24 protein-coding genes are annotated in these 23,841 nt (G+C 71.9%); 10 read left to right on the forward strand and 14 right to left on the reverse strand.

The genetic code is table 11. The annotated features are described in order from the left end of the window. The first annotated feature begins 9 nt into the window (after nucleotides 1-9). Entirely contained in the window at nucleotides 10-1,605 is a 1,596-nt protein-coding gene (locus NO364_RS16510; RefSeq protein WP_157689844.1) for a bifunctional N(6)-L-threonylcarbamoyladenine synthase/serine/threonine protein kinase, read from the forward strand. On the opposite strand, the gene NO364_RS16515 is transcribed toward NO364_RS16510, so the two are convergent. Then, nucleotides 1,602-1,823, reverse strand: coding sequence for a DUF8106 domain-containing protein (locus NO364_RS16515; RefSeq protein WP_157689843.1), 222 nt, complete (start codon nucleotides 1,821-1,823; stop codon nucleotides 1,602-1,604). The two genes, NO364_RS16510 and NO364_RS16515, sit on opposite strands and share 4 nt — an antisense overlap. Before the next feature lie 136 nt (nucleotides 1,824-1,959). Here NO364_RS16515 and NO364_RS16520 point away from each other — a divergent pair, with 136 nt between their 5' ends. After that, complete coding sequence (locus NO364_RS16520) at nucleotides 1,960-2,916, forward strand: AAA family ATPase (RefSeq protein WP_157691163.1); 957 nt, start codon at nucleotides 1,960-1,962, stop codon at nucleotides 2,914-2,916. Here NO364_RS16520 and NO364_RS16525 read toward each other — a convergent pair. From NO364_RS16525 to NO364_RS16540, 4 genes are read right to left on the reverse strand one after another with little or no spacing between them, the layout of a single operon-like run. Beyond that, complete coding sequence (locus NO364_RS16525; protein ID WP_257628064.1) at nucleotides 2,913-4,424, reverse strand: hypothetical protein; 1,512 nt, start codon at nucleotides 4,422-4,424, stop codon at nucleotides 2,913-2,915. The genes NO364_RS16520 and NO364_RS16525 overlap by 4 nt on opposite strands. Next, on the reverse strand, nucleotides 4,421-5,728 hold the full coding sequence (locus NO364_RS16530) for a DUF58 domain-containing protein (RefSeq protein ID WP_257628065.1): 1,308 nt from the start codon (nucleotides 5,726-5,728) through the stop codon (nucleotides 4,421-4,423). The genes NO364_RS16525 and NO364_RS16530 overlap by 4 nt, the downstream gene beginning before the upstream one ends. Continuing rightward, nucleotides 5,725-6,402, reverse strand: a complete 678-nt coding sequence (locus NO364_RS16535; protein ID WP_257628066.1) for a phage holin family protein — start codon at nucleotides 6,400-6,402, stop codon at nucleotides 5,725-5,727. The genes NO364_RS16530 and NO364_RS16535 overlap by 4 nt, the downstream gene beginning before the upstream one ends. After that, nucleotides 6,399-9,182: a transglutaminase TgpA family protein gene (locus NO364_RS16540; protein WP_257628067.1), complete on the reverse strand. Its 2,784-nt coding sequence runs from the start codon at nucleotides 9,180-9,182 to the stop codon at nucleotides 6,399-6,401. The genes NO364_RS16535 and NO364_RS16540 overlap by 4 nt, the downstream gene beginning before the upstream one ends. 88 nt (nucleotides 9,183-9,270) lie before the next feature. Here NO364_RS16540 and NO364_RS16545 point away from each other — a divergent pair, with 88 nt between their 5' ends. Next, the gene (locus NO364_RS16545) at nucleotides 9,271-9,558 is read left to right on the forward strand and encodes a DUF5808 domain-containing protein (RefSeq protein ID WP_157689838.1); all 288 of its coding nucleotides are present in this window, start codon (nucleotides 9,271-9,273) and stop codon (nucleotides 9,556-9,558) included. Nucleotides 9,559-9,569: 11 nt separating this feature from the next. Then, a complete protein-coding gene (locus tag NO364_RS16550; RefSeq protein ID WP_343217994.1) occupies nucleotides 9,570-10,526 on the forward strand; it encodes a DUF5787 family protein in 957 nt (318 codons plus the stop codon). An 8-nt stretch (nucleotides 10,527-10,534) separates the two neighbouring features. On the opposite strand, the gene NO364_RS16555 is transcribed toward NO364_RS16550, so the two are convergent. The 6 genes from NO364_RS16555 to NO364_RS16580 all read right to left on the reverse strand — a co-directional run bounded on the left by NO364_RS16555 (nucleotide 10,535) and on the right by NO364_RS16580 (nucleotide 15,386). After that, nucleotides 10,535-10,723, reverse strand: a complete 189-nt coding sequence (locus tag NO364_RS16555; protein WP_257628068.1) for a hypothetical protein — start codon at nucleotides 10,721-10,723, stop codon at nucleotides 10,535-10,537. A 31-nt stretch (nucleotides 10,724-10,754) separates the two neighbouring features. Then, nucleotides 10,755-11,579: an MBL fold metallo-hydrolase gene (locus NO364_RS16560; protein ID WP_257628069.1), complete on the reverse strand. Its 825-nt coding sequence runs from the start codon at nucleotides 11,577-11,579 to the stop codon at nucleotides 10,755-10,757. Nucleotides 11,580-11,638: 59 nt separating this feature from the next. Further along, entirely contained in the window at nucleotides 11,639-11,863 is a 225-nt protein-coding gene (locus NO364_RS16565; protein WP_257628070.1) for a DUF8028 family protein, read from the reverse strand. A gap of 77 nt (nucleotides 11,864-11,940) precedes the next feature. Continuing rightward, nucleotides 11,941-14,370, reverse strand: coding sequence for a heavy metal translocating P-type ATPase (locus tag NO364_RS16570; protein WP_157689834.1), 2,430 nt, complete (start codon nucleotides 14,368-14,370; stop codon nucleotides 11,941-11,943). Beyond that, nucleotides 14,367-15,194: a sulfite exporter TauE/SafE family protein gene (locus NO364_RS16575; protein WP_157689833.1), complete on the reverse strand. Its 828-nt coding sequence runs from the start codon at nucleotides 15,192-15,194 to the stop codon at nucleotides 14,367-14,369. Before NO364_RS16575 ends, NO364_RS16570 begins: the two co-directional genes overlap by 4 nt. A gap of 3 nt (nucleotides 15,195-15,197) precedes the next feature. Beyond that, on the reverse strand, nucleotides 15,198-15,386 hold the full coding sequence (locus NO364_RS16580) for a DUF8131 family protein (RefSeq protein WP_157689832.1): 189 nt from the start codon (nucleotides 15,384-15,386) through the stop codon (nucleotides 15,198-15,200). A gap of 243 nt (nucleotides 15,387-15,629) precedes the next feature. Here NO364_RS16580 and NO364_RS16585 point away from each other — a divergent pair, with 243 nt between their 5' ends. The 4 genes from NO364_RS16585 to NO364_RS16600 are packed head-to-tail and all read left to right on the forward strand — an operon-like array spanning nucleotide 15,630 to nucleotide 19,383. Then, nucleotides 15,630-16,544, forward strand: coding sequence for a halocyanin domain-containing protein (locus NO364_RS16585; protein ID WP_257628071.1), 915 nt, complete (start codon nucleotides 15,630-15,632; stop codon nucleotides 16,542-16,544). Between the two features lie 15 nt (nucleotides 16,545-16,559). Next, nucleotides 16,560-17,066 carry a cytochrome c oxidase subunit II gene (locus NO364_RS16590; protein ID WP_257628072.1) on the forward strand — a complete coding sequence of 169 codons (507 nt, stop codon included), beginning with the start codon at nucleotides 16,560-16,562 and terminating at the stop codon, nucleotides 17,064-17,066. Further along, complete coding sequence (locus NO364_RS16595; protein ID WP_199243601.1) at nucleotides 17,067-18,746, forward strand: b(o/a)3-type cytochrome-c oxidase subunit 1; 1,680 nt, start codon at nucleotides 17,067-17,069, stop codon at nucleotides 18,744-18,746. 10 nt (nucleotides 18,747-18,756) lie between these two features. Further along, nucleotides 18,757-19,383: a hypothetical protein gene (locus tag NO364_RS16600; RefSeq protein ID WP_257628073.1), complete on the forward strand. Its 627-nt coding sequence runs from the start codon at nucleotides 18,757-18,759 to the stop codon at nucleotides 19,381-19,383. Here NO364_RS16600 and NO364_RS16605 read toward each other — a convergent pair whose 3' ends face one another. The 3 genes from NO364_RS16605 to NO364_RS16615 form a co-directional block, all read right to left on the reverse strand. Next, nucleotides 19,384-20,016, reverse strand: a complete 633-nt coding sequence (locus NO364_RS16605; RefSeq protein WP_257628074.1) for a hypothetical protein — start codon at nucleotides 20,014-20,016, stop codon at nucleotides 19,384-19,386. Nucleotides 20,017-20,071: 55 nt separating this feature from the next. Further along, nucleotides 20,072-20,935 (reverse strand): hypothetical protein, encoded by an 864-nt coding sequence (locus tag NO364_RS16610; RefSeq protein WP_157689828.1) that lies wholly within the window; start codon nucleotides 20,933-20,935, stop codon nucleotides 20,072-20,074. A gap of 134 nt (nucleotides 20,936-21,069) precedes the next feature. Then, entirely contained in the window at nucleotides 21,070-21,246 is a 177-nt protein-coding gene (locus NO364_RS16615) for a hypothetical protein (protein ID WP_157689827.1), read from the reverse strand. Between the two features lie 258 nt (nucleotides 21,247-21,504). Between NO364_RS16615 and hemH the strand changes: the two genes are divergently transcribed. Both hemH and hemG read left to right on the forward strand, forming a co-directional pair. Further along, nucleotides 21,505-22,551 (forward strand): ferrochelatase, encoded by a 1,047-nt coding sequence (gene hemH, locus NO364_RS16620; RefSeq protein WP_257628075.1) that lies wholly within the window; start codon nucleotides 21,505-21,507, stop codon nucleotides 22,549-22,551. Further along, nucleotides 22,524-23,840: a protoporphyrinogen oxidase gene (gene hemG, locus NO364_RS16625; RefSeq protein WP_257628076.1), complete on the forward strand. Its 1,317-nt coding sequence runs from the start codon at nucleotides 22,524-22,526 to the stop codon at nucleotides 23,838-23,840. Before hemH ends, hemG begins: the two co-directional genes overlap by 28 nt. Nucleotide 23,841: the final 1 nt, after the last annotated feature.

Here is a 23,841-nt window from a genome sequence, read left to right on the forward strand (position 1 = left end):
CCCGAACCGATGCGGATTCTCGGCATCGAGGGGACGGCGTGGGCCGCCAGCGCGGCGGTCTACCGGTTCGATCCGGCCGCCCCCGATGCCGACGCGGACCCTTTCATCGAGACCGACGCCTACCAGCCCGAGAGCGGCGGCATTCACCCGCGCGAGGCCGCCGAACACATGGGCGAGGCCATCCCCGCCGTGATCGAGGCGGCACTGGACGCCGCCGACGGTCCGATCGACGCCGTCGCCTTCTCGCGGGGCCCGGGGCTCGGCCCCTGCCTGCGGATCGTCGGCACCGCCGCCCGCGCGCTCGCCGGGACCCTCGACGTGCCGTTGATCGGCGTCAACCACATGGTCGCCCATCTCGAAATCGGTCGGCACGGGTCGGGATTCGACTCGCCGGTCTGTCTGAACGCCAGCGGCGCCAACGCCCACCTGCTGGGCTACCACGACGGCCGGTATCGCGTCCTCGGGGAGACGATGGACACCGGCGTGGGCAACGCCCTGGATAAGTTCACTCGGCACGTCGGCTGGTCACACCCCGGCGGTCCCAAGGTCGAGGCCGCCGCCGCGGACGGCGAGTACGTCGACCTCCCCTACGTCGTCAAGGGGATGGACTTCTCCTTCTCGGGGCTCATGAGCGCCGCGAAGGACGCCTACGACGAGGGTACGCCCGTCGAGGACGTCTGTTTCTCCCTGCAGGAGACGATATTCGCCATGCTGACCGAGGTGGCCGAGCGCGCCCTGTCGCTGACCGGGGCGGACGAGCTCGTCCTCGGCGGCGGCGTCGGGCAGAACGCGCGCCTACGGGAGATGCTGTCGACGATGTGCGCGGACCGCGACGCCGAGTTCTACGCGCCCGAGCCCCGCTTCCTCCGGGACAACGCCGGCATGATCGCGGTCCTCGGCGCGAAGATGTACGCGGCCGGCGCGACGGTCGACATCGAGGACTCGGCGGTCGACCCCAACTTCCGCCCCGACGAGGTGGCGGTGACCTGGCGGGACGGCGAGTCGGTCGCCATCGACCCCGTGGAGCGGCCGGAACGGCAGGGCGCCGAGGCCGTCGTCACGGTCGGCGACGAACGCGTGACCAAGCGCCGCCTGCCGAAGGCCTATCGCCATCCGGCCCTCGACGAACGACTCCGCCGGGAGCGGACGGTCGCGGAGGCCCGCCTGACGAGCGAGGCGCGACGCCGGGGTGTCCCGACGCCCGTCGTCCGCGACGTGGACGTGCCCGCGGCGACGCTCACGTTCGACCGGGTGGGCGACCGGGACCTGGCCGCCGCCCTCACGCCCGCGCGAGCCCGGGTGGTCGGCGACCACCTCGCGACGCTCCACGATGCCGGCATCGTCCACGGCGATCCGACGGTACGGAACGTCCGCCTCGACGGCGACCGGGTCTTTCTCATCGACTTCGGCCTCGGCTACCACAGCGGCCACGTCGAGGATCACGCCATGGACTGTCACGTCTTCGAGGGGAGCGTCCGGGGGACGGCCACCGAGTCCGCCGCCGACGCGGCGCTCGCGGCCTTCGAGGAGGGGTACGCGGGACGCGGTGCCGACGCTGTGCTCTCGCGGCTCCGGGACGTGGAGGGACGTGGGCGGTATCGCTAGTCGGCGTGGATCGGCTGGTGACCCGTGACGCGTCGCTCGTCGACGATCGACCGACACTCCGGGCAGCGAACGCGTCGGTGGCCGGCGACGGTTCGAACGACCCAGTCGCCGTCGATCGGACTCGTGTGTCCACAGTCGGGGCAGAAAAGCGTCGCCTTGCGGTCGTCGCCCTCGTCGGTGGACGGCCGCGAGGGCGTGAAGGCGGGGGTGTGTTCCATCGAGTCATTCTTGGTGCCCGAGCCGGATAATCCTGGCGGCTCAGCGTCTGATACGGACGATAATGAACGATTCGGGCGTGTCTGATCGGCGTCAGACCTTTGTCGGCCGCTCCCGTCGCCGGTACCTGTGACGGAGATGGACATCGGCCAGGCGGCCGCGGTCTGTAGCGACATCGTCGACCGGGTCGGCGAGGCCGTCGTCGCCGACCGGCGGTTCCTCGAGACGGTGCTGACCGGCCTGCTCGCCCGCGGCCACGTCCTCGTCGAGGACGTTCCGGGGACCGGGAAGACGCTCACGGCCATCGCGTTCGCGGACGCCCTCGGCCTCGAGTTCACGCGCATCCAGTTCACGCCCGACCTCCTCCCGGGCGACATCACGGGGACGAACGTCTACGACGAACACGAGGGCACGTTTCGGTTCCAGCGTGGCCCCGTGTTCGCGAACGTCGTCCTCGCGGACGAGATCAACCGCGCGCCGCCCAAGACCCAGTCCGCGCTGCTGGAGGCGATGGACGAGGGGCAGGTGTCGGTCGACGGCGACACGTACGCCCTCCCGTCGCCCTTCTTCGTCGTCGCTACCCAGAACCCCGTCGAACAGGAGGGCACCTTCTCGCTGCCCGAGGCACAGCGCGACCGCTTCCTCGTCAAGGCGTCGATGGGTTACCCCGACCGCGCGGGCGAACTCGAACTCCTCGACCGCCGGAGCAACCGGCGGACGACGAAACCGAGCGTCGGCGCCGCCGTCGACGCCGACCGGGTGCCCACGCTACGACAGGTGCCCGAGACCGTCCGCGTCGACGACGAACTCCGGGGGTATCTCGTTGACCTGGCCCGGGCGACCCGGGAGGACGACCGGGTGGCCGTCGGCGTCTCGCCCCGCGGCGTCCAGCGGTTCTTCGAAGCCGCGCGCGCCCGGGCCGTGATCGCCGGCCGTACGTACGTCGCCCCGGACGACGTGAAGGCCGTCGCCCCGGCCGTGCTGGCTCACCGACTGGTGTTGACCTCCGAGGCGGCCATCCGCGACGTCGACCCGCGGACGGTCGCCGCCGACGTCCTCGATGCCGTCGAGGTGCCGGCGGCGACGCCCGACTAACCGCGGAGGACGCCGAGCAGGACGACCGCTGCCGCGACGGCGGTCACCGCGCCGAGCAGGGCGCCCTCGGGGAGCGCGACGGCGTCGACCACCCTCGATACCCCCCACGCGGCCCCGACGCCGACGGCGGCGACGCCGACGCTCCCGACGGTGTGGACGGCCTCGACCCCCGCGTCCGACCGGGGGCCGAGCGCCGCCCGCGCCCCCACGCCGCGGTCGCTCACGTCCCACGCGACGGCCGCGAGGCCGACGAGCGCGAAGACGACGGGCGCCGACGCGCCCCCGGCGCCGAGCAACACGGCGACGCTCCCGAGCCCCACCCCCGCGAGCACGCCCCCGCTTCCCCGTGCCGGCAGGAGGCCGACCCCGCCGGCGACGACGAGGGCGGTCGACAGCCCCGTCACCGCGACCAGCGCGACCAGTGCGACCCCGAGGACGAGTCCCGTCGGCGACAGCGCCGTCGCCAGGGCCGACGCCGGCGCCCGGCCGCCCGTGGGGAGGGCGGCGATCAGCGAGCGGACGGTCCCGCCGTCCACCACGGTCGCCGCGAGGACGGCGCCGACCCCGCCCGCGACCGCCGGCAGGAGGCGCCCGAGCGCCGCCGCCGTCTCGCCCGCGGCCGCTCGAAGGAGGGCGCCGCCGAGGGCGACCCCGCCGGCGACGACGGCGGCCCAGAGGAGCGCGCCCCGGAGCGCGGGCGACGCGACGAGCCCCGCGAGGGCGGCGACCGGGAGCGTCTCGCGGACCGGGGGCAGGACCGTCGCCACGCTCCCGGCCGCCGCCAGCGCGCCGTACGTGGCCGCTTCGAGCAGGGCGGCGTCGGCCCGCTCGACCGCCGCCCGCACCGCCTCCCGGCGCCGGCGGTGTGCCAGTTCCACGACCGGGAGCGTCGACAGCGCCGCCCGCCCGGTGAACGCCGCGGCGGCGACGAGCGCCGCGAACGACACTAGACCGACCGTCGGATCGGCCGGCGCCAGCACGGGGTCGATCCCGCCGACGCCGACGCCCGGCGCCGGGAGCGAGTCGAGGACGCCGCGCCGGTCGGCGAGGGTCGCCCCGAACGCGAGCGTCACCACGGTCGACGACGCCGTCGCGGCGCGCCAGACGCCCGAGACGGCGCCCTCCCCGATTCCGTCGCCCAGCGTTCCGACGGCGCCGAGGGCCGCGAGGACCGCCCCGAGCGCGAGGCCGACCGCCGGGAGGAGCGCGAGCGGATCGGACGGCGCGAGCGCCCCCCGGGCGGCGGCGAGGTGGGCGACCCCGGCGAGACCGGTCACCCCGACGAGCGGCGCCGACAGCGACGCCACGGCGGTCCACACCGGCCGCTCGCGGGCCCGACACAGGACGGCGCCGCCCAGCGAGCCGCCGGCGACCGCCGCCAGGCCGACGCCGACCGCGGTGGCGTCCCCCGTCCCCGCCGTCAGCGCCAGTCCCCCGACGACGGCCGCGGCGACGACGGCGCTCGCGGGGCGGGCGGTGCCGGCGCCCGACGACTCCGCGGCGCTCATCGCCGGCCCCCCGTTCCCGCCCGCAGCGTCCGGGCCAGGGCGGTCGGCAACTCCTCCTCGCGGTCCCAGTCGACGACGGCCGCCCCGAGGCGTCGCAGCCGGTCGAGACGCAGGCTGCGTTCGAGCGCGACGACCCGCCCGCCGACCGACGTCCCCGTCACGTCCGGGGCGAGGACGGTCACCTCGTGGCCGCCGGTCCGGGCCGACTCGACGACGTCGGGCACCGCGTCGTCGACGGCCGGGGTACAGAGGATCACCTGCGCCGACGGGTCGAGGCCGCCGAGGAGTCGGTCGACGTCGCCACCCCCCCGGCCGTCGGCGAGGGCTTCCGTCGCCGGCACCGCGTCGTCCGGGCCGGTGGCGGCCGCGTTGCAGACGGCCGCGGCGTGGGCCGGGAACCCATCGGCGTCGGAGGGTACCCAGGCGGGGCGGCGTCCGGTGATCGGGTCCCGCGTCCCCAGTGCGCCGACGCCGACGTGGTGCCCGTCGTCGCGCAGGACCCCGACCGCGAGCGTGGCCGCGTAGGCCGACAGCGTCGCCCCCGTGGGGAGCGCCTCCCCCGCTGCGACGTGTGCCGGGTCGCGCGCGTCGATCACTACCGCCACTCTCGCGGCCCGCTGCTCGCGGTACTCGACCGTCGAGAGCGCCCCCGTCTTCGCGTAGCGACGCCAGTCGATGCGGCCCGCCGGGTCGCCCGGCCGGTAGTCGCGGGTCGCGTGGAACTCGACGCCGGCGCCCCCGGTGTCGGTCGCCCGCGACCCCGCGAACGCCGTGGCCCGTCGCCGGAGCGGGACGTCGTCGACCTCGACCCGGCAGTCGAACCCCTCGGCGCCCTCGGCCTCGACCGACCCCTCGGCCACGACGGTCCCGCCGACCGACTCCGCTCGGAGGTCGACCGGCCCGAACGCGTAGCTCCCGCGGTCCGCGGTCAGCGTGTACTCGACGGTCAGCGTCTCGCCACGCCGCAGCGCCGCCCCGCCCCGGGCGTCGCCGTCGCGCACCGCGAGTTCCTCCGGCACCCCGTCGACCACCCGGAGGTCGGGGATCGCCGACTCGCCGACGTTTTCGACCCGCAGTCGCACCGCGACCGGCTGTCCCGGGAGCGGTCCCTCCGGCCGCACCTCGCGTTCCGCCCGCACCCGTCCATCGAGGGGGTCGAGCGACGACAGCGCTCCCTGCACCACGAACGCGAGGGGGACGACCCCCGCGAGCATCAGCGTCCGCGTCCCCGTGGCGACGCCCGCGGCCACCAGCCCGACCGCCGCCGCCACGAGCCCCCGGTATCGGCGGACGCGACGGGTCACGACGACCCCTCCAGCGCCGCCCGGAGCCGCCGCCACGGCCCCTCGGAGTCCCGCGCCGGCGGCTCGTAGCCGGCCACCCGCTCGCCACACGACCGCTCCACGGCACGGAGCGTTCGCCGCACCCGCCGCTCGTAGGCCCGTTCGGGGTAGAGCCAGGCGTAGAGCCGGTGGTACCACGGGTAGTCGACCGCGGCGGTCGTCGTGAGGAAGGCGGCCGCGTACCGGTCGTCGGTCCACGTCCCCTCGTCGACGACGGTCGTCGTCCCCTCACCCCCCCGCTCGTCGTGGTGGGCCGCGACGACGACGCGTCGGAGGCGGTCGCGAAGCGGGTCGCCGCCCGCCCGCCCGTCGCCCGCCACCCGTCGGTCGTGGTGGGTCGTCAGGTCCGAGCCGGTCACCGACGCCCGCCGGTCGGCCGCTTCCCTCGTCCGGTCCGGCACCGGGGACGTGTCGTCGCGGTCACCGGCGGCGACCCACGCGTAGAGCAGGCCGAGCACCCCCGTGGCCGCGCCGACGACGAGGAGGGTCAGGCCGGGGTCGAGTCGGGCGGCGAGCGCCGCCACCGTCCGTCGGAGCGTCGCGGGCACGACCCCGGGCGCGTAGCCGTAGCTCGCCGCGAAGCCGACGGCGACGAGGCCCGTCCCGACCGCGATCCGTCGGCGGCGCGACGTCACCGCTCGCCCCCCGATCCGGCCGCCTCGCGGAGCCGTCGGACTGCCTCTCGGACCCGCGCCAGTCGCCGCTCGTCCGGCGGGTCGCGGCCGTACTCGGCGTCCCGGTACGCCTCGGTCAGCGTCCGGACCGACTCGGCGGGTAGCCCCCGGTCGACGGCGTAGCGCGCGATTTCGCCGGGCGTTCGGGTGGTCGCCCGCGGCGGCGCGACGAGCGCGACGAACGACCGCCAGCACTCCCGGAGCGTCGGCCGCGTTCCGTCCCCGTCCGCCGGCGCCGTCCCCCCGCCCGCCCCGGCGGTCGTCCGGCGCTCGTCGTCCCCGGTCGCCGCCGACCGCCCGCGCGCGAGCAGGCCCGTGAGCCACCGCCACAGTCGCCGGGCGGGGCCGCGGAGCCGGCGCGGATCGAGGGCCGCGAGCGCGGCCAGCCCCTCGGCCGCCACCCGTGTGGGGACGCCGGCGAGCCACCGCAGGCCCCGGGCCAGCGCGCGCTCGGCGGCGACGAGCAGTTCGGCGGCGCGGAGACACGCCGCCACCGCCCACGCCGCGAGCGTCGACAGCGCCGTCCGGATCCGCCCCGCGCCCCCGCGGACCGTGACGCCGCGCCGCCGGAGCCACCACCCGAGGGCGCCGAGGACGACGAGGCCGAGCGCGCCGACGACCGCGGCGTTGTGGTACAGCCCGTTCACGGTCGTCCGTGCCGTCCCGCCCGCCGGTCCCCGGGCGCGGACGACGGCCGACCCGGCGACCGGCAGCGTCGCGCCGAGCGTCCCGTTCGCGTCGGTCCGGCCGGCGCGCTCCCCGCCGACGGTCACCGTCGCGTTCGCCACGGGCGTCCCGTTCCGCGTCGTCGTCGCCGTCGCCGGCCCGCCCGGGAGCGGCAGTCCGAGGGGTGAGTCGACGGCGACGGCGAGCGGTTCGGGGTCGGAGTCGGTCGCCGACGGCGTCCCGTTCGCTCCCGGCGCCCGGACGCGGAGCGTGGCCGTCGCGTTCGCGTCGCCACGTCGAACCCCGAGGGTGTGGTTCCCGGGGGCCACGCCGGACAGCGAGACCCCGGCGGTCCCGTTCGCGTCGGTCCGCCCGACGCGCTCCCCGTCGACGGTCACCGCCGCGTCCCGGAGCGGGACGTCCCTGATCGACGCGGCGACGGTGACGCCGCCGCCGGCGACGGCCCGCCCCCGCACCGACAGCGTGACGTTCGTGTCGCTCCGGTAGCGTCGCGAGGTGCCGTTCCCGGCCGTCCGCTGGAAGAGCGGGTCCGGCGGGCTGGCGGCGGCGAGGCGTCGCCGCGCCTCGGCGGTGCCGGCGGGGGGGACGCTCCCCGCCGTCCGTCGTGCCGCGTCGCTCCCCGCCTCGCGCTCGTCGTACTTCGTCGCCGACCCGGGCGCCCGTGCCGTCACCGTGAACTCCGCGGCGTATGGGAGGGTCGTCTCCACCCGCCCGTTCGCGTCAGTCCAGCCGACGCGCTCCCCGTCGACGAACACCGGCGCACCGACCACCGGCGTGTCGTTCTTCTCGACGCCGACCGCGACGTGCGCGCCGGCGACCGCCGAACGGTTCAGCGAGACGTCGTACGGTGGCTGTGGGGTCCGGACCGGGAGTCGCCCCGAGCCGGTCGGGTCGAAGCGGACCCACCCCACCTCGGGGAAGTAGGCCTCCACCCAGGCGTGCCCCCGGTCGGCGGTGACGAGATAGCGGTCCTCGCCGACCGCCTCGCCGGGGGCGTAGCCGACGACGTACCGCGCCGGAATCCCCTGTGTCCGCAGCATGACGACCATCGACGTGGCGTAGTACTGGCAGTAGCCCGACTCCATCTCGAAGATGAACTGGTCGGCGATGGGCTCGCCAGCCTCGTGGCTCGCGTTCAGCGAGTAGGGCTTTCGCCGGAGCCAGTCGCGCACCCGCACCGCGGTGTCGTACGGCGTCTCGGCGTCGGCGGTCAGGTCGTCGGTGAGGGCACCGACCCGTTCGGGCGTCGCCGCGGGCACCTGCGTGTAGCGCCGCTCGAGCGCGGGCGGGTAGTCGGTGCCCGCGGCGCGCAACCGCTCGGGCGACCGGGGCGGCGCCGAACTCCGCACCCGGTAGGTCGTCCCCGCGGCCAGCGCCTCGGTCGTGCGGACGCCCCCGAGCGTCGACGCCTCGACGCCGACGCTCCGGTTCGGCACCGTGACCCGCTCCGGGCGCCACGCGGTCGGCAGCGACGACGAGCGCCGGAGCAGGGTGACGCGGGCGGTCAGCTCCGAGCCGTCCGCGACCGCTCCCGCGGTGGGCACGTCCCCCTCGGTGGCCCGCCACTCCGGCGAGCGCTCCCACGCCGACCCCGTATACCGGCCGTACGCCGCCTGCCGCCAGTAGGCGTTCCGCGGCGCCTCGACGACGAACTGCGGGGTCCGCGCCAGCGGCCCGCCCGACGGCCGCGTCGAGCCGATCCGCGCCCGCTCGGGTGGGGTCGAGAGGTCGACGCCGCTCGGCGATCCGCCGGCGAACGCGCCCGGCGACGGTCCCGGCGAGTCGCCGCCCGGTTCGCTCCCCGGCGTTCGCTTCGCGTCGGCGGTCCCCGTACCGGTCGTCGTTGCGGTCCGCGACCCGTCGCCCGGCGTTCCCGTGCTCGGACCGGCGTCGCCGTCGCCGCCCGCCCCGCCCAACCCGGCCGCGGGGAGGAGGGCGGCGGCGACGACGAGCGCCAGCACGGCCGCCAGCGTGACTGCGAGCTCCCCGTACTCGATCCCGCCGTGACCGCTCGACGGTGGGTCGTCCGCCTCGTCGCGCCCGGGGTCGCTCATGCTCGATTCGTCCGAACCGTCGGCGGCGACGAGCAAAACCCTGTTCCCGAGCCGAAACGATTTATCCCGGGGAGCCGTACCGCTCCCCATGGCCGACAAACCGCAGTCCGGTTCGATCCTCGGCATCCCGTACAACTTCGAACGCCCGAGCCTCGGGCGCCTGCTCTCCGCCCACTGGAAGCCCGGCGAGGGGATGATCGTCGAGAAGCCCTTCGGCATCGGCTACACGCTGAACCTGGCGAACTGGCGGTCCTGGCTGGTCGTCCTCGTCGCCGGCGTCCTGCTCTGGCAGGAGAACGACGGCGGCCTGCGCTCCGACGCCGACGCCGCCGACGAGGACGGGGACGACCCCGTCGAAGTCGTCGTCGACGACTGACGACCGTCAGCGTGGACTCGGAGTACGCCTTCGAACTGGCGTTGTGTTCACACCTCGAAGAGCGGCGCGACTGGGTGCTCGGCCGCCAACTCGGCGCCTCGGTCGCCGACCCCGGCGCCCGCGTCGTCGACGTCTGTGCGGTGGAGCCCGGCCCCCAGTTCGACCGACGCGCCGCGATCACGAGCGAGACGATCCCACCCCGAGCCGTCGAGAGCGACGTGGGGCCCGGCCGCGCGGTCGATCCGGTCGACGCCTTCGACTGCTCGCCCGACGTCGCCCGCTGCGCCGCCGACCGTGCCGCCGAGGTGGGATTTTTCGAGTCCGAGCGCCGCGGGAGCCGACGACACGTCCGGGCGACGACCCGGTACCCGGACTGGATCGGCCGTCTGATCGGGGTCGAGAACAAACCCGACCTCGGCCGCCCCGGCGACCTGGAGCGACAACTGCGCCGCGACGTCGCCCTCGGTCTCTTCGACGCCGTCGTCCTCGCCACCGAGAGCTACGTCACCGGCGCACACCTGAACCGCATCCCCGACTCGGTCGGCGTCTGGCGCTTTTCCGGGGACGAACTGACGGTGATCCGGGAGCCGACGCCGCCCGCCCCCGGCGCACCGGGGATCGAACCGCTCGCCGACCGGCCGCTCCGGACGGACGTGGCCGTCGTGTCGGCGGCGGCGAAAGCGCGGAAGCGACGCGCCGTCGCCGAGCGCGCCTACGGCAAGGGCTGGCGGCCGGACGCCTACCCCGGCTGTGCGTCGATGTGTCCCACCGACGAGGGACTGCCATACTGCGCGGCGTTCGACCGGGTCGTCCACCCCGGACGCGACTGCGGCGAGTCGTGTTCGGCCTTCGAGGCCGCGGATCCGCCCGCGGTGGACCGCGCGGCGCTGCGGGACGGGCGGACGCCGTGGGTCGCCGACCCGGAGGGCGTCGCCCGGCGACAGACGGGGCTCGACCGGTTCTCCTGACCCCGCCGTCAGCGGAGCCGCGCGAGGGCGGTGACGAGGGCGACGGCGAGCGCGAGGCCGACGCCGACGGCGGCCCCCGACCCGGCCGCAGCCCGTGGATCGGGCGTCCCGAGAAAGAGGACCGAGACGGCGACCCAGACGAGCGCGCCGGCCAGCCCGCTCGCGGCACCGCGGCCGAGCGTCGAGACGACGGTCATACCGGGGACTGCGTCCCGCCGCCGGTTAAGTTCACAGGTCGTAGGTCTCCCCGTCGACGGCCAGCGGCTCCGCGAACGCCTCGTCGGCGGGGTAGAAGTGCGCGAGGTGGACGAGTCGCGTCCGGTCGGCGTCGAGTTCGGCCGCCAGGTCGAGCGCCCCCTCGCGGGTCATGTGTTTCGACCCGAAGGTTCGGGGGACGCCCGACTCGTCGTGGTGTTTCCCGCCCAGCGGGTGGTGTTCGCACGACGACGCGGGGACGATGGCGTCGGCGAGGAGGAGGTCGGGGTCGGCGAGCGCCGCCCGGGTCTCCGCGGGCATCCCGAAGCTCGTGTCGCCGGTGAGCGAGCATTTCGCGCCCGTCTCGGGGTCCTCGACCACGACGCCGTAACACAGGAGCGGCGGGTGGTCGACGGGGACGAAACGCACGTCGAGGCCACAGACACGGATGCGCTCGTGGGGGTCGTGGCCGTGGACGTGCACCCGGTCGAGGTAGTCGTACTTCCGGCGGATGGTGTCGGCGACGCTCTCCTCGGTGACCGGGTCGACGACGTCCGTCGCGTGGACGGGCAGGTCGTCGAACAGGCGGTAGGCGTTGCCGAGGCCGTCGAGGTGATCGAAGTGGATGTGCGTCACGAGGGCGGCGTCCGGGAGCGGGACGTCCTGCGTGAGAAACTGGTGGCGGAAGTCGGGGCTGAAATCGATCAACAGCGCCTCGCCGGTCCGGTCGTTCTCGACGTGGACCGAGAACCGCGAGCGCTCGACGCCGCGCTCCCGCGCCCGCTCGCAGGTGGCACAGTCACAGCCGACCGTCGGGGTCCCCGTCGTGTCGCCGGTTCCGAGTAGCGTCACCCGCATTCGGCGAGAGGTTGCCGGCCGGGTGCCTTATACTGTCGGCTGTGGGTTCGAGACAGTCGTCACCGCTCACGGTTCGGGTTCGTCCGGTAGTCGTGGCTGACGACGAACGCCGCGGCGTTGCCGAGGATCAGGAGGCCGATCCAGGAGAGGGGCGCACCGAGGGCGAGGAGGACGACGGCGACGAACGGAAGGACGACGGCGCTCCAGAAGGCCGCGGCGCGGACGGCCGACCCGGTGCGCGCGGCGGCGGACCGAGCGTGGCTGGTGACGATGGAGGGGACCATATCCAGGTTATCGATCCCCACGTCAAAAGGTGGTTCGATCGCGCAAACGCGTGTTTGAGTCACGGCCGCCGTCGACCTCAGTCTGCCGGCGACGGCACGAGGTCGGGATCCGAGTCTGGATTCGCCATCCCCTCACCGTCGTTTCCCTCCCCGTCCACTCCCAGTCCTCGCGCCGAGTTCCCCACCACCAACAGGCTACTCACCGCCATCGCGACGGCGGCGACCAGGGGGTTGAGGACGCCCAACGCGGCCGCCGGAACGGCGAGGGCGTTGTAGAGGAACGCCCACGCGAGGTTTCCCCGGAGGCGGCGCTTCGTCGCTGCGGTCAGGGCGAACACCCGTGGCACGGTCGTCAGATCGTCCGTCGTGACGACGGCGTCGGCGGCGTCCGCGGCGAGACGGGTGCCGCTCTCGAGCGAGATACCCAAGTCCGCGGCCGCGAGCGCCGGCGCGTCGTTGCTCCCGTCGCCGACCATCACCGTCGTCCCCTCCGTCCGGAGGCGCTCGATCACCTCGGCCTTCGCTTCGGGGGGCACGCCCGCGAACACGTCGTCTACGTCGGGATGCTCGCGGAAGCGGGCGGCCGCCGACTCGCCGTCGCCGGTAATGACGACCACGCGCGCCACGTCCTCCGCGACGGCCGAGACGACCGACTCCCACTCGGGTCGGGGTTCGTCGCCGGCGACGAGGACGCCCCGGACGCGGTCGTCCCCCCCGACGTAGGCGGCGACGCGCCCGCCGTCGACGGCGCGGTCGTAGCGCTCGCGGTAGCGGTCCGGGATCGTACAGCCCTCGAACAGGTCGGCGCGGCCGACGGTCACGCGGTCGCCCTGCACGACGCCACTGACCCCCCGTCCCGGATGACGCTCGAAGTCGTCGACGGCGAGGTCGGGAACGTCGACTGCGTCGGTCACCGCCCGCCCCATCGGGTGGTCGGCGAACGTCTCGACGGCGGCGGCGCGGACGATGGCGTCGTCGTCACCGACCGCATCGTACAGTCGCATCTCGCCCGTCGTCAGCGTCCCCGTCTTGTCGAAGGCGACGATGTCCGCTTCGGTCGCGCGCTCGAACACGTCGCCGTCGGTGACGACGACCCCCGAATCGAGCGCCTCTCGGACGCCCGCGGCGACGGCGAGCGGCGTCGCCAGTCCCAGCGCACAGGGACAGGAGACGACGAGGACGGTCAGCCCGGTCAGGAAGGCGGCGGTCGGCCCCGCGCCGAGGGCGAGGTGGACGACGAACGCCGCGAGCGCCAGCAGGACGACGACAGGGACGAACACCGCCGCGATGCGGTCGGCGAGGCGCTGGACGCCCGAGCGCGAACTCCGGACGCGCCAGAGATGAGAGACGAGGCGGTCGAGCGTGCTCGTCGCCGCCTCGTCGGCCTCGATCACGACGCCGCCCTCGGTGACGAGGCCCCCGCCGATCACCTCGTCGTCGACCGCCCGACGGACGGGCACGGACTCACCGGTGACGAGCGACTCGTCGACGGCGGCAGTACCCTCCACCACGGTGCCGTCGACGGGGATGCGCTCCCCCGTGCCGACGACGAGTTCGTCCCCCGCCGTCACGTCCTCGACGGCGACCGTCTCCTCGCCCCCGCTCGTCCGCCGGCGAGCCTCGGACACCCGGCTCTCGGTGAGTTCGGTCAGCCGTCCCGCCGCGCGCTCCTTCAGGCGCGTCTCGTAGTACCCACCGAGGGTCACGACGACGACGACCACGGTCGTGATGTCGAAGTACACCTCGGTGCCACCGAGGAGGAGCGTCGTCGTCGAGTAGACGTAGGCGGTGCCGGCCGCGAGCGCGACCAACAGGTCCATGTTCGGCCGGCCGGCCCGCAGGCTGACGTATGCCCCGCGGAGGATGGGGTAGCCGGTGTAGCCGAGGACGACGCTCGTCATCAACCAGACGTTCCAGAGGAGATACTGGCCCGCGAGCCCTTCCACGTCGAGCAGGCTCACGTCGAGGCCGAGATAGGTGGGGTAGAGAAAGAGGACGTACCACGCCATCGTCATCATGGCGAAGAAGCCGCCGATGATGAGGCGCCCGATCGTCTCGGTGGTGTCGTCCTCGCCCTCGGCGTCGACCGGGCGGGCGCGGTAGCCGGCGCCGTCCAGAATCGCGGGCAGATCGTCCTCGCCGAGGTGGTCCGGGTCGTAGACGAGGCGGACCAGATTGGACGGATACGACGCCTCGGCGTCGACGACTCCGGCGGTGTCCGTCGCCCGCGTCTCCAGAAACGCTTCGCAGGTCGCACAGTGCATCCCGTCGACGGCGACGAAGGCGGAGTCGGTGTTGTCGGGGTCGACATCCGCGTCGGCGTCGTCATCCCCGAGCGCCGCTCGCACGCCCTCGGCGCCGTCCACGTCGGCGGCCGACGTATCCTCCATTCCCGACAGCGTCCGCGACACCTCCAGACAGCCCCGGCAGCAGAAGGTGCCGTCCACGTCCTCGTCGCGTACCGGCGGATCGGGCGTCGGCAGATCACAGAGCGTACAGGAGCTCATCCGAGCGGTTGGTAGACGGGAATCATCGGGTGGGGGATGTGGATACCGACGAGCATCAGGCCGTGGGCCAGCGGCAGGTAGCCGAGGGCGACGAAGGCGACGCCGAGGACCCGATGGAGTCCCACTCGCGTTCTCGTATCGAGCGACTGGAAGACGGTACCGTACGCGAGCAGCGTCGGCACGGTGCCGAGACCGAGGACGGCGAGGGACAGCGCCCCGCGAGTCGGTGACCCGACGGCGAAGGCGTAGAGGAAGGCGGGATAGAGCAGCGGACAGGGAAGGAAGCCGTGGAGCGCACCGAGGGCGGCGATCCGCGGGCCGCCGACCCACTGGTCGACGCGGGCCGTGACGGCGCCGTAAATCCGCGTGAAGGCGTCACCGACGACGGGCAGCGAGCCACCGTGGCCGACCGATCCACGGACGACGTAGCCAGCCCCGGTGAAGATGATGAACCCACCGACCAGAATCCCGGTGGCGGCACGCACGTCCGTCGCGATGGTGGCGATGGCGGCGGCGTCGAAGAAGACGGCGCCGAGGGCGCCCATCAGGGCCCCGATCAGGGTGTAGCTAGCCGTTCGACCGGCGTTGAAGAGGAGATGCTGGCGGACGTCGATGGGTCGCACGCGGTCGGCCTCGGCGCCCATACGGTTGGCGTACAGCGTCACCAGCGGCCCACACATCCCGAGGCAGTGGGCGCCGCCGAGGACTCCGATGGCGAGGAAGACGAGGAGTCCCGGGTCGCTCGCCACGGCGGAGACCTCAGTGCCGGCACTCGTTCCGCTGGCGGCGATGCCGACGCTGGCGAGGTGGGCCAAGGGGAGCATCGTCTACCTAGACGCCGATATAGCGGCCTTGGATGCCGATTCGCTCGGGAAGAACATCACGTACACGCTCGCGGCGATGAGGACGACGTTGACGAGCGACACCGCCGCGATGGACTCGATCGACAGCGTGTACACTGCGACCGGGAGCAACGCAAGCAGCCCGACCAACGGAACGGTACGGATGGAAACCATACTCCTACTCTCGGTCTTTCGAACTAATAATTGCCGCCGCTATTCCCGCGAGTCGAAAACGGGCTCCCGATTTATGTAATAGAAGGTCCGTGTGGTCTCTATGGTCGCATTCGACGGCAGCGAGCGGTTCGTCGGCCGCGGGGGTGGACGCGCCCGGCGGGGGCGATGCGGACATCGGCGACCGTCGTCCGGCCGGCCGCGTTCGACGGACATGGCGCTCGACGACCACGGGAGGAACGGCATATGACCGACTCGACGGATCGCTCCGTGCTGACGCGACGGACGGCGCTTCGGACCGCCGCCGGGGCGGTGGCGGCCGGCCTCGGCGCCCGTACCGTCACCGCACAGGACGGCGTCGACTACGGCGGCTGGTTCGGCTCCGGGACCGGCGGCGAGACGGGGAACTTCGACGGCACCGTCGACCGCACCGGGCAGGATTCGGTGACGATCGAGGTCGGCTCCGAGGGCAACGGCGGGCCCTACGCCTTCGGCCCCGCCGCCGTCCGGATCGATCCCGGGACTGCGGTGACCTTCGAGTGGGTGTCCGACACCCACAACATCCTGATCGAGGAACAGCCGTCCGATGCCGACTGGGGCGGCGTCGAAGCCATCGAGAACAGCGGCTACACCCACGAACACACCTTCGAGACCGAGGGCGTCTACAAGTACTACTGTCAGCCACACCTCGCGCTCGGGATGAAAGGTGCCGTCGTCGTCGGCGGTAGTGGCGGCGGTGGCGGTGACGGCGGCGGTGGCGGCGGTGGCGGCGACGGCGGCGGTGGCGAGTCGGGTACCGGCGGCGGCGGTGGCGGCGGTGGCGGTGGCGGCACCTCGCCCACGCTCTCCCTGGCCTTCCGCCTCGTCGGTGCCGGTGTGGCGGCGGCGCTCGCCGTCGTCCTCGGCATCACCGGCTGGGTGTTCCTCAACTACGACGAGTTCACGACGACCGCCGATACGGGGACGGAACCCTCGCAGGCCGAGCGGACGTCCACGGAGTCGACCTTCGAGGCGGGGGTCGTCCGCGAACTCGACCACGACGAGTACGACCCCTACGGGACGGCGACACTGATCGTCGTCTACCTCGGGATCATCAGCCTGCTGTGGGTGTTCATGTACTTCGTCGAGTTCCTCGGCGGCGGACCGACGGTGATCGGCTAACTGGAGGATTCACACATGGAAATTCATCGATACGAGAAACTCTGGACCGTGGCCGCGCTCCTGTTGATCGTCGGGCTCATCGCGACGGTGACCTACGGAGCGGTCGGCCCTGGTGTAACGATGGTCAGCGACTCCGGTGGAACGGTCGACGCCGACTCGCTCGGCGACACCGAGTTCGGCGACCCCGGCGTGACGCAGGTCGGCGAGAACGAGTACGAGGTTCACGTCGTGGCCCGACAGTTCCTCTTCCAGCCCGGAACCGCCGAGCCGATCCGGGTGCCGGCCAACTCGGAGGTGACGTTCTACATCACCGCCGCCGACGTGGTTCACGGCTTCGAAGTCGCGGGCACCAACGTCAACGTCATGGCGATTCCGGGGCAGGTCGCCGAGGTGACCGTCCGGTTCGACGACCCCGCGGAGTACGGGATCGTCTGTCACGAGTACTGTGGCTCCGGCCACCATACGATGGCGGGGCAACTCGTCGTCGTGCCCGAAGACGAGTACGACACGGAGGGTAGCTAAATGGCATACGTCGACGACTTTCCGACCGACGCACGCATCGTCCGCTGGAACATGGCCGTCGCCTTCCTGGCGCTCGGCGTCGGCGGCCTGTTCGGCATGGTTCAGGCGCTCCACCGCACGGGTGTCTTCCGTGGCTTCGTGAGTTCCGCGGACTACTACACGGTGCTCACGGGTCACGGCGTCCTACTCGCACTCGTGTTCACCATCTTCGCGCTGTGTGGGCTCTTCACTTGGGGCGTCACGCGAAGTCTCGACCGTTCGTTACCGAGCCCGAAGTTGACGTACACCTGGTTCGGCATGATGTTCGTGGGTGCCGCCGTGGCCGCCATCACGATTCTCGGTGGGCTGGTTCCCTCCATCCCGTTCAACGCGGACGTACTCTACACGTTCTACGCACCGATGAAGGCGCATCCAGCCTTCTACGCAGGTCTCGCGCTCTTCATCGTCGGGACGTGGCTCGCCGGTTTCGACTGGTTCCGCACCTACTGGCACTGGCGCGGTGACAACCCGGACCAGCGCATCCCACTGCAGACGTTCATGGTGTTGACGACCATGCTGATGTGGTACATCTCCTCGGCCGGCGTCGCGGTGGAGGTGCTCTTCTTCCTCCTCCCGTGGTCCCTCGGGCTGATCGCCGAGGTCGACCCGCTGCTCACCCGGACGCTCTTCTGGTACTTCGGCCACCCGGTCGTCTACTTCTGGCTCATGCCGGCGTACTTCATCTGGTACACCGTGTTGCCGAAGCTGTCCGGCGGGCGCCTGTTCAGCGACCCGCTCGCCCGCGTGGTGTTCGTCCTCTTCCTCCTGCTCTCGACGCCGGTCGGGTTCCACCACCAGTACGTCGATCCCGGCATCCCCGAGGGGTTCAAGTTCATCGCGATGACCAACACCATGTTCCTCCTCCTGCCCAGCCTGCTCACCGCGTTCACCGTCGTCGCCAGCATGGAACACGGCGCCCGACAGCGTGGCGGTGAGGGTCGTCTCTCCTGGCTGCGGAAACTCCCGTGGGACGAACCCGCCTTCGCCGGCTGTGCCCTCGCCGGCCTGATGTTCGCCGCCGGCGGCTTCTCCGGCATAATCAACGCCGGGATGAACATCAACTACCTCGTCCACAACACCCTGTGGGTGCCCGGCCACTTCCACCTCACCGTCGGGACGGCCTCCGCGCTCACGTTCATGGCCGCGGGCTACTGGCTGTTCCCACAGATCACCGGCAACCGACTGCGATTCCGGTCGCTCGCGACGGTCCAGCCGTACCTCTGGTTCGTGGGCATGACGCTCATGTCGAACGCGATGCATCGGGCGGGGCTCGCGGGCATCCCTCGCCGCACCGCCGAACCCCAGTACGGGAGCGTCACGTTCGAGGGCGTCGTCGGCGGCGTGAGCGAGATGCGCATCCAGATCGCCATCGGCGGGACGCTGCTGTTCGTCGCCCTTCTCCTCTTCCTGATCGTCGTCTTCGGCACCTGGCTGGGCGGCGACGGCACCGACACCATCCGGGTCAACGGCTCGATCCCGGCGCCGCTCTCCGGCCCGGAACACAGCCCGAAGATCCTCGACAACCTGAAGCTCTGGACGGCAGTCGCCATCGTCCTGATCGTGCTCGCCTACGGCCTCCCGCTGTCGGCACTGGTCGCCGACGGCCTGTTCGCCCCGGGAAGCCCGCCGATCCCGGTGTAACCACCCACTCGTGAGCGACGATTCCACCACGCCGGACGACGGGACCGACGGAACGGAAAGCGGCCCCGCCGACCCGCCGGACGGGACGCCCGGTGGTCTCTCGAAGCGGACCCTGATCCGCTTGCTCGTCGGCTTCGGCATCGGCATCCCGCTGCTCGTCGAGGGGCTCACGTTCCTGGGCCTCCTCCGCGATCAGTTCGGCGGAAGCGGCGGTGACGACGCGGACGGGAGCGGGTCGACCCCGACCGCCGCCGACGACGGCGACGCCGTCGGTGTCGGCGACGACATGCTCCCGGAGACCGACCGCTCCGAGACGCTCTCCGGCGCCGTCCTCCGGGAGTCCGGTGGGGATCGCTGGCCGCTCTCCCTGACCGTCGACGTGACGAACACCGGATCGACCGACTACGAGTTCCAGTTGCTCGACGTCCACCTCGAGGACGGACGGAGCGTCGACGGGCGGACGAGCACCGACCGCCTGGCGCCCGAGGAGAACCGGACCGTCACGGCCGAGCGATCGATCCCCGCGGGGTCGACGCCCGCCGCGGTGTCCGTCGTCGCGCTGATCTACCGCGAGGAGGCGGTCGAGACGGTCGAACGACGCGTCGATCTGGCGAAGATTCCCGTCCGCGGCGGCTGATCACGCTCCGCGTTCCGCGTCCCCGAAGGCCGTCGGCTTCCAACGCAGCGTCCCACGAACCGCCTCCCACTCGTCGCACTCCCGGAGCCGATACCGGGCGAACGCGGCGTTCCTGATCAGTTCGAGTTCGGCCAGCCGGAGCCGTACCGCCCACCGGAGTCGTCCCCACTCGCGCCGTTCGCGACCCTCCTCGGTCGTTCCGTCTTCCGGCTCGAAGTCGATATACTCGTCGCCCGCCTCGAACCCCGAGACGATGCCGTCCTGGGAGCGATGCCACCGTTCGTAGGTCCCGACGGGCAGCGTCTCGGTCGGCTCGGGCTCCCGCGAGAGCAGGGACTTGAATCGAACGTCCGGCCCGTCGCCGCCCCATCGGTAGCCCCTGGCGGTCAGCTTGATCGTCCCTGCCCCGTCGACGGCGCAGTTGAACTGGAGTCGGGCGTATCCCGACGACTCCGCCCCCGGCATCGTCGACGGCGTCAGGAAGGCGCCGTCGGCGTACTGGATCGGATACCGGGTCGCGTGTGCCCGCTCGACGACGGGCGCGGCCGGCGACGCCGACGGTTCGGGAGCGTCCGCGGCCGCGTCACCCCACGCTCCGGTGGCCGTCTCCTTCGGATCGACCCAGACCTTCATGATCGATCATACGATACTCCGGCAAAAAACGGTTCCGGCGACGGCCGAGCGGCGTTCAGTACCGCGACGGCATGTACGCCATGCCGAGCAGCAGGATGGCCGTCGCGAAACTCACGATGGAGACGCCCCAGAGGCCGTTGACGTGGTCGTGATACGTGTCGATTTCGGTGGTCTGCCGTTGGTACACGCCGTAGTCACTCTCCAGGACGAGCGTACTGTTGTCCGGGAAGTACGCGAAGTACTGCTGGCCGTTCAGCGTGACGTTGGCCTCGTTGCCGACGTCGACCCTGTTGGTCCGGGGAGCTGTCCAGGCGAGCGTCGCGCCGTCGCTGGATACGCTGGCGACCGTCGTCGTGTTCCCTTGGAACTGGAGGGTGTCACCCTCGCCGTACTGGGTCGAGGCGGGTTCCGGGAAGTACTCGTTCGCCGGCGTCAGCGATCGGTTGTCGCCGCTCTCGCGGACGACGTGTTCGGTGCCGTTGACCGTGACGAGTTCGTTCCGCACGGTCGGATCGTCCTGAAGGATCGCGCTCCGGTTGATCCGCTCCTGCAGTCTGAACGCGGCCGGGTCGTCGGCGTCCTCGACGAGGACCTGGTACTCCTCGCCGTCGTATGTGACGTTGGCTTCGTGTTCCCACGTCTGGGTGTGGCGTGCCGAATCGTTGGTCCAGGAGACCTGTCCGGACCGCGTGACTTCGGCGCCGCCACCGTGGCCGCCGCCACCGCCCGACATCTCGGCCGAAATCGTCGTGACGGTGTACGTTCGGTCGTCGACCGAGAACTCGTCACCCTGGGAGAGTCTGTGATCGGGATTGTCGAACTCGACCGTCGGCGCGGTGGCCGTGGCAATCACCGAGTACGACGCCGCGCCGAGGATGATAAAGAACGCGACGTAGATGGCCGCAGCGCGTCGTTGCATACGTGGGGCCTAGTCCACCCCGCGTATAACGATTACTATAGTAGCCTTTGTAAGTCATTGCACACCTGATCGCAGGACAGCGGGCGATCAGGTGTACAACCAGTTCCAAACGCTACTATAACTGACGACGACGGTCACCGAGTGGGTGTCTCGTCGGCCTCGACCAACTGTAGCGCCTGCCGGAGGTGGAACCGCGTCTCGTGGCAGTCGGCGGCTTCGAGTGCCGCCCGTAGCTGTCGCTCGACGGTCGTTCCCGTCGTGGCTTCGGCCGCGCCCATTCCCCCGCTTTCGGCCGTGGATCGGGAGTTCATACGCGTCCCTTCGTCCCGATCCGGTTTAGGTATCCGGACCTTACCGGGGTTCTAATGCCTGATGAAGCCCGGCTTCGATCAGCGAAAAACCCGATCGAATCGGGGTTTCAACCGGTTCAAACCGGGGAATCCTGTCTTCGGTGGCGCCGACCGGGTCGGCCGGACCGGTTCGACGTCACGATTTAAACGCTCGGGTCGGCAGTCAGCGTCGTGCAACGACCGACAGGTTTTGTATCGACCTGTCCCTAGGCGGGGTGTATGACTACCGGGATCGTGTTGCTCAACTTCGGTGAGCCATCGGAGGGGCACAGAGAGGACGTACTCGACTACCTGGAACGGATCTTCCTGGCGAACATGTCGATCGAAGGGGAGACGACCGAGGCGGCGGCCCGGGAGCGGGCGGCGGAGCTGGCCAAGCGCCGGGCACCCGGCCTCATGGAGGAGTACGACGAGATCGGCGGCTCCCCACTGATCGACCACGCCACCACACAGGCGGAGATGCTCGACGAGGAGCTCTCGCGGCGGGGGTACGACGTCGAGACCTATCACGGGATGCAGTACACGGCACCCTTTATCACCGACGCGGTGGAGGCGGCCCGCGAGGACGGGGTCGACCATCTGATCGGGCTCCCGATCTACCCGCTCTGTGGTCCCTCGACGACAGTCCAATCCCTCGACGAACTCGACGAGGCGCTCGACGAGGTGGGGTGGGACGTCCCCGTCGACGCCCTCACGGGCTGGCACAAACATCCGGCGTACACCCGGGCCCGTATCGACAACATCCGGCGCTATCTGGACGACCACGACCTCTCGCTCGGGGACGGCACCCGTCTCGTGTTCTCGGCCCACGGCACCCCCCAGTACTACCTCGACGAGGGGAGCCGGTACGAGGAGTACACCGAGGAGTTCTGTTCGGTGGTGGCGACGGCGCTCGACGCACCGGACTACGAACTCGGCTACCAGAACCACGAGAACCGCGACGTCGACTGGACCGAACCCGACGTCGAGGCGGTCGTCGAGACGGTCGACGCAGACCGCGTCGTCGTCGAGCCGGTGAGCTTCATGCACGAACAGAGCGAGACGCTCTCGGAACTCGACATCGAACTCCGTGAAGAGGCCGAGGAGCGGGGCCTCGACTTCCACCGGGTCCCCATTCCCTACGACGACGACCGGTTCGTCGGTGCGCTCGCCGACCTCGTCGAGCCGTTCGTCGCGGGGTACGATCCGGAGTACGCCGGCCTCCGACAGTGCGAGTGCCGGGACGAACCGGGAACGATGTGCCTGAACGCGCCCCACGAGGCATGACGGTCGGTATCGTCGGCGCCGGCATCACGGGGCTCGCGCTCTCGGAGTTCTGCCGCGAGCGCGGCGTCGACACCGTCGCCTTCGAGGCGTCGTCGGAGCCCGGCGGGGTGATCCGATCGACCCGCGTCGACGGACGTGTCCTCGAACACGGCCCTCAGCGCACCCGGTTGACCGACGGGCTGGAGACACTGATCGACGCCTGTGGCCTCCGCTCCGACCTGCGGGTCGCCGACGCCGACCTCCCCCTCTACGTCTATGCCGACGGTCGACTCCGGCAGGTTCCACTCTCGATGGGGGCGTTCATGCGGACCGACCTGCTCTCGGCGACGGGGAAACTCCGGATGCTCGCCGAGCCGTTGACCGAGGGTGCCCGCGACGACGAGACGGCGGCCGACTACTTCACCCGGAAGTTCGGCGACGAGGCCTACCACAACATGATCGCGCCGCTGTTCGGCGGCATCTACGGCTCCGACCCCGCGGAGATGCCCGGCGAGTACGCCCTGCGGACGGTACGCCGGATGGAACGCTCCGGCAGCCTCGTCCGCGCCGCGCTCCGCCGGCGACTCCAGGGGAAAGAGCGGGAGGCGCCCATCTCCTTCGCCGACGGCATGGCACAGCTTCCCCGAGCGCTCTACGAGCGCAACGCCGACCGGGTGCACCTGGAGACGCCGGTGGAGGGTATCGCGACCCAGGGGGCGGGCTACCGCCTCGACACCGCTGCCGGGGACCGCGTCGTCGACGAGGTGGTCGTTACCGCGCGCGCGGACGTGACCGCCGGCCTCCTCGATACCGTCGATCCGGAGAGCGCCCGCGCGCTCCGCCGGCTCTACTACAACCCGCTCGCGTACGTCCACCTCGCCTCGGAGGCCGACCCCGCGGGGTTCGGCTACCAGGTCCGCCACGACGAGTCGCTCCGGACCCTCGGCGTGACCTGGAACGCCAGCCTGTTCGACCGTGACGGCGTCTACACTTGCTTCCTCGGGGGGATGAAACGGCCGGGGCTGGTCGACCGCCCGGACGACGAGCTCGGGCGGGTCGCCCGCGAGGAGTTCGAGACGGTGATGGGGGCGTCCGCCGAGGTACTGAACGTCACCCGCCATCCCCGCGGGATGCCCGCCTACGACGGCTCGTGGACGGCCATGGAGTCGGTCGACCCGCCGGAGGGCATCACGCTGGCCACCAACTACACCGGACGGATGGGCGTCCCGGCGCGGGTCCGGGAGGCCGAACGGCTCGCCGGCCGGTTCGCGGAGTCGGAGACGGCGACGGCCGCCGTCGCCGGGGCGTAGC

Origin of the sequence: Haloplanus salinarum (assembly GCF_024498175.1) — an archaeon.
Taxonomy (GTDB): Archaea; Halobacteriota; Halobacteria; order Halobacteriales; family Haloferacaceae; genus Haloplanus; species Haloplanus salinarum.

Excerpts from the sequence above, each read along its gene's own strand:
- NO364_RS16555 (WP_257628068.1), bottom strand. The coding sequence starts at position 10,723 with ATGACCGTCGTCTCGACGCTCGGCCGCGGTGCCGCGAGCGGGCTGGCC.
- NO364_RS16605 (WP_257628074.1), bottom strand. The coding sequence starts at position 20,016 with ATGAAGGTCTGGGTCGATCCGAAGGAGACGGCCACCGGAGCGTGGGGT.
- NO364_RS16610 (WP_157689828.1), bottom strand. The coding sequence starts at position 20,935 with ATGCAACGACGCGCTGCGGCCATCTACGTCGCGTTCTTTATCATCCTC.
- NO364_RS16595 (WP_199243601.1), top strand. The coding sequence starts at position 17,067 with ATGGCATACGTCGACGACTTTCCGACCGACGCACGCATCGTCCGCTGG.
- NO364_RS16575 (WP_157689833.1), bottom strand. The coding sequence starts at position 15,194 with ATGCTCCCCTTGGCCCACCTCGCCAGCGTCGGCATCGCCGCCAGCGGA.
- NO364_RS16540 (WP_257628067.1), bottom strand. The coding sequence starts at position 9,182 with ATGAGCGACCCCGGGCGCGACGAGGCGGACGACCCACCGTCGAGCGGT.
- NO364_RS16545 (WP_157689838.1), top strand. The coding sequence starts at position 9,271 with ATGGCCGACAAACCGCAGTCCGGTTCGATCCTCGGCATCCCGTACAAC.
- hemH (WP_257628075.1), top strand. The coding sequence starts at position 21,505 with ATGACTACCGGGATCGTGTTGCTCAACTTCGGTGAGCCATCGGAGGGG.
- NO364_RS16515 (WP_157689843.1), bottom strand. The coding sequence starts at position 1,823 with ATGGAACACACCCCCGCCTTCACGCCCTCGCGGCCGTCCACCGACGAG.
- NO364_RS16525 (WP_257628064.1), bottom strand. The coding sequence starts at position 4,424 with ATGAGCGCCGCGGAGTCGTCGGGCGCCGGCACCGCCCGCCCCGCGAGC.
- NO364_RS16520 (WP_157691163.1), top strand. The coding sequence starts at position 1,960 with ATGGACATCGGCCAGGCGGCCGCGGTCTGTAGCGACATCGTCGACCGG.
- NO364_RS16565 (WP_257628070.1), bottom strand. The coding sequence starts at position 11,863 with ATGGTCCCCTCCATCGTCACCAGCCACGCTCGGTCCGCCGCCGCGCGC.
- NO364_RS16615 (WP_157689827.1), bottom strand. The coding sequence starts at position 21,246 with ATGAACTCCCGATCCACGGCCGAAAGCGGGGGAATGGGCGCGGCCGAA.
- NO364_RS16580 (WP_157689832.1), bottom strand. The coding sequence starts at position 15,386 with ATGGTTTCCATCCGTACCGTTCCGTTGGTCGGGCTGCTTGCGTTGCTC.
- NO364_RS16560 (WP_257628069.1), bottom strand. The coding sequence starts at position 11,579 with ATGCGGGTGACGCTACTCGGAACCGGCGACACGACGGGGACCCCGACG.
- NO364_RS16585 (WP_257628071.1), top strand. The coding sequence starts at position 15,630 with ATGACCGACTCGACGGATCGCTCCGTGCTGACGCGACGGACGGCGCTT.
- NO364_RS16570 (WP_157689834.1), bottom strand. The coding sequence starts at position 14,370 with ATGAGCTCCTGTACGCTCTGTGATCTGCCGACGCCCGATCCGCCGGTA.
- NO364_RS16510 (WP_157689844.1), top strand. The coding sequence starts at position 10 with ATGCGGATTCTCGGCATCGAGGGGACGGCGTGGGCCGCCAGCGCGGCG.
- NO364_RS16590 (WP_257628072.1), top strand. The coding sequence starts at position 16,560 with ATGGAAATTCATCGATACGAGAAACTCTGGACCGTGGCCGCGCTCCTG.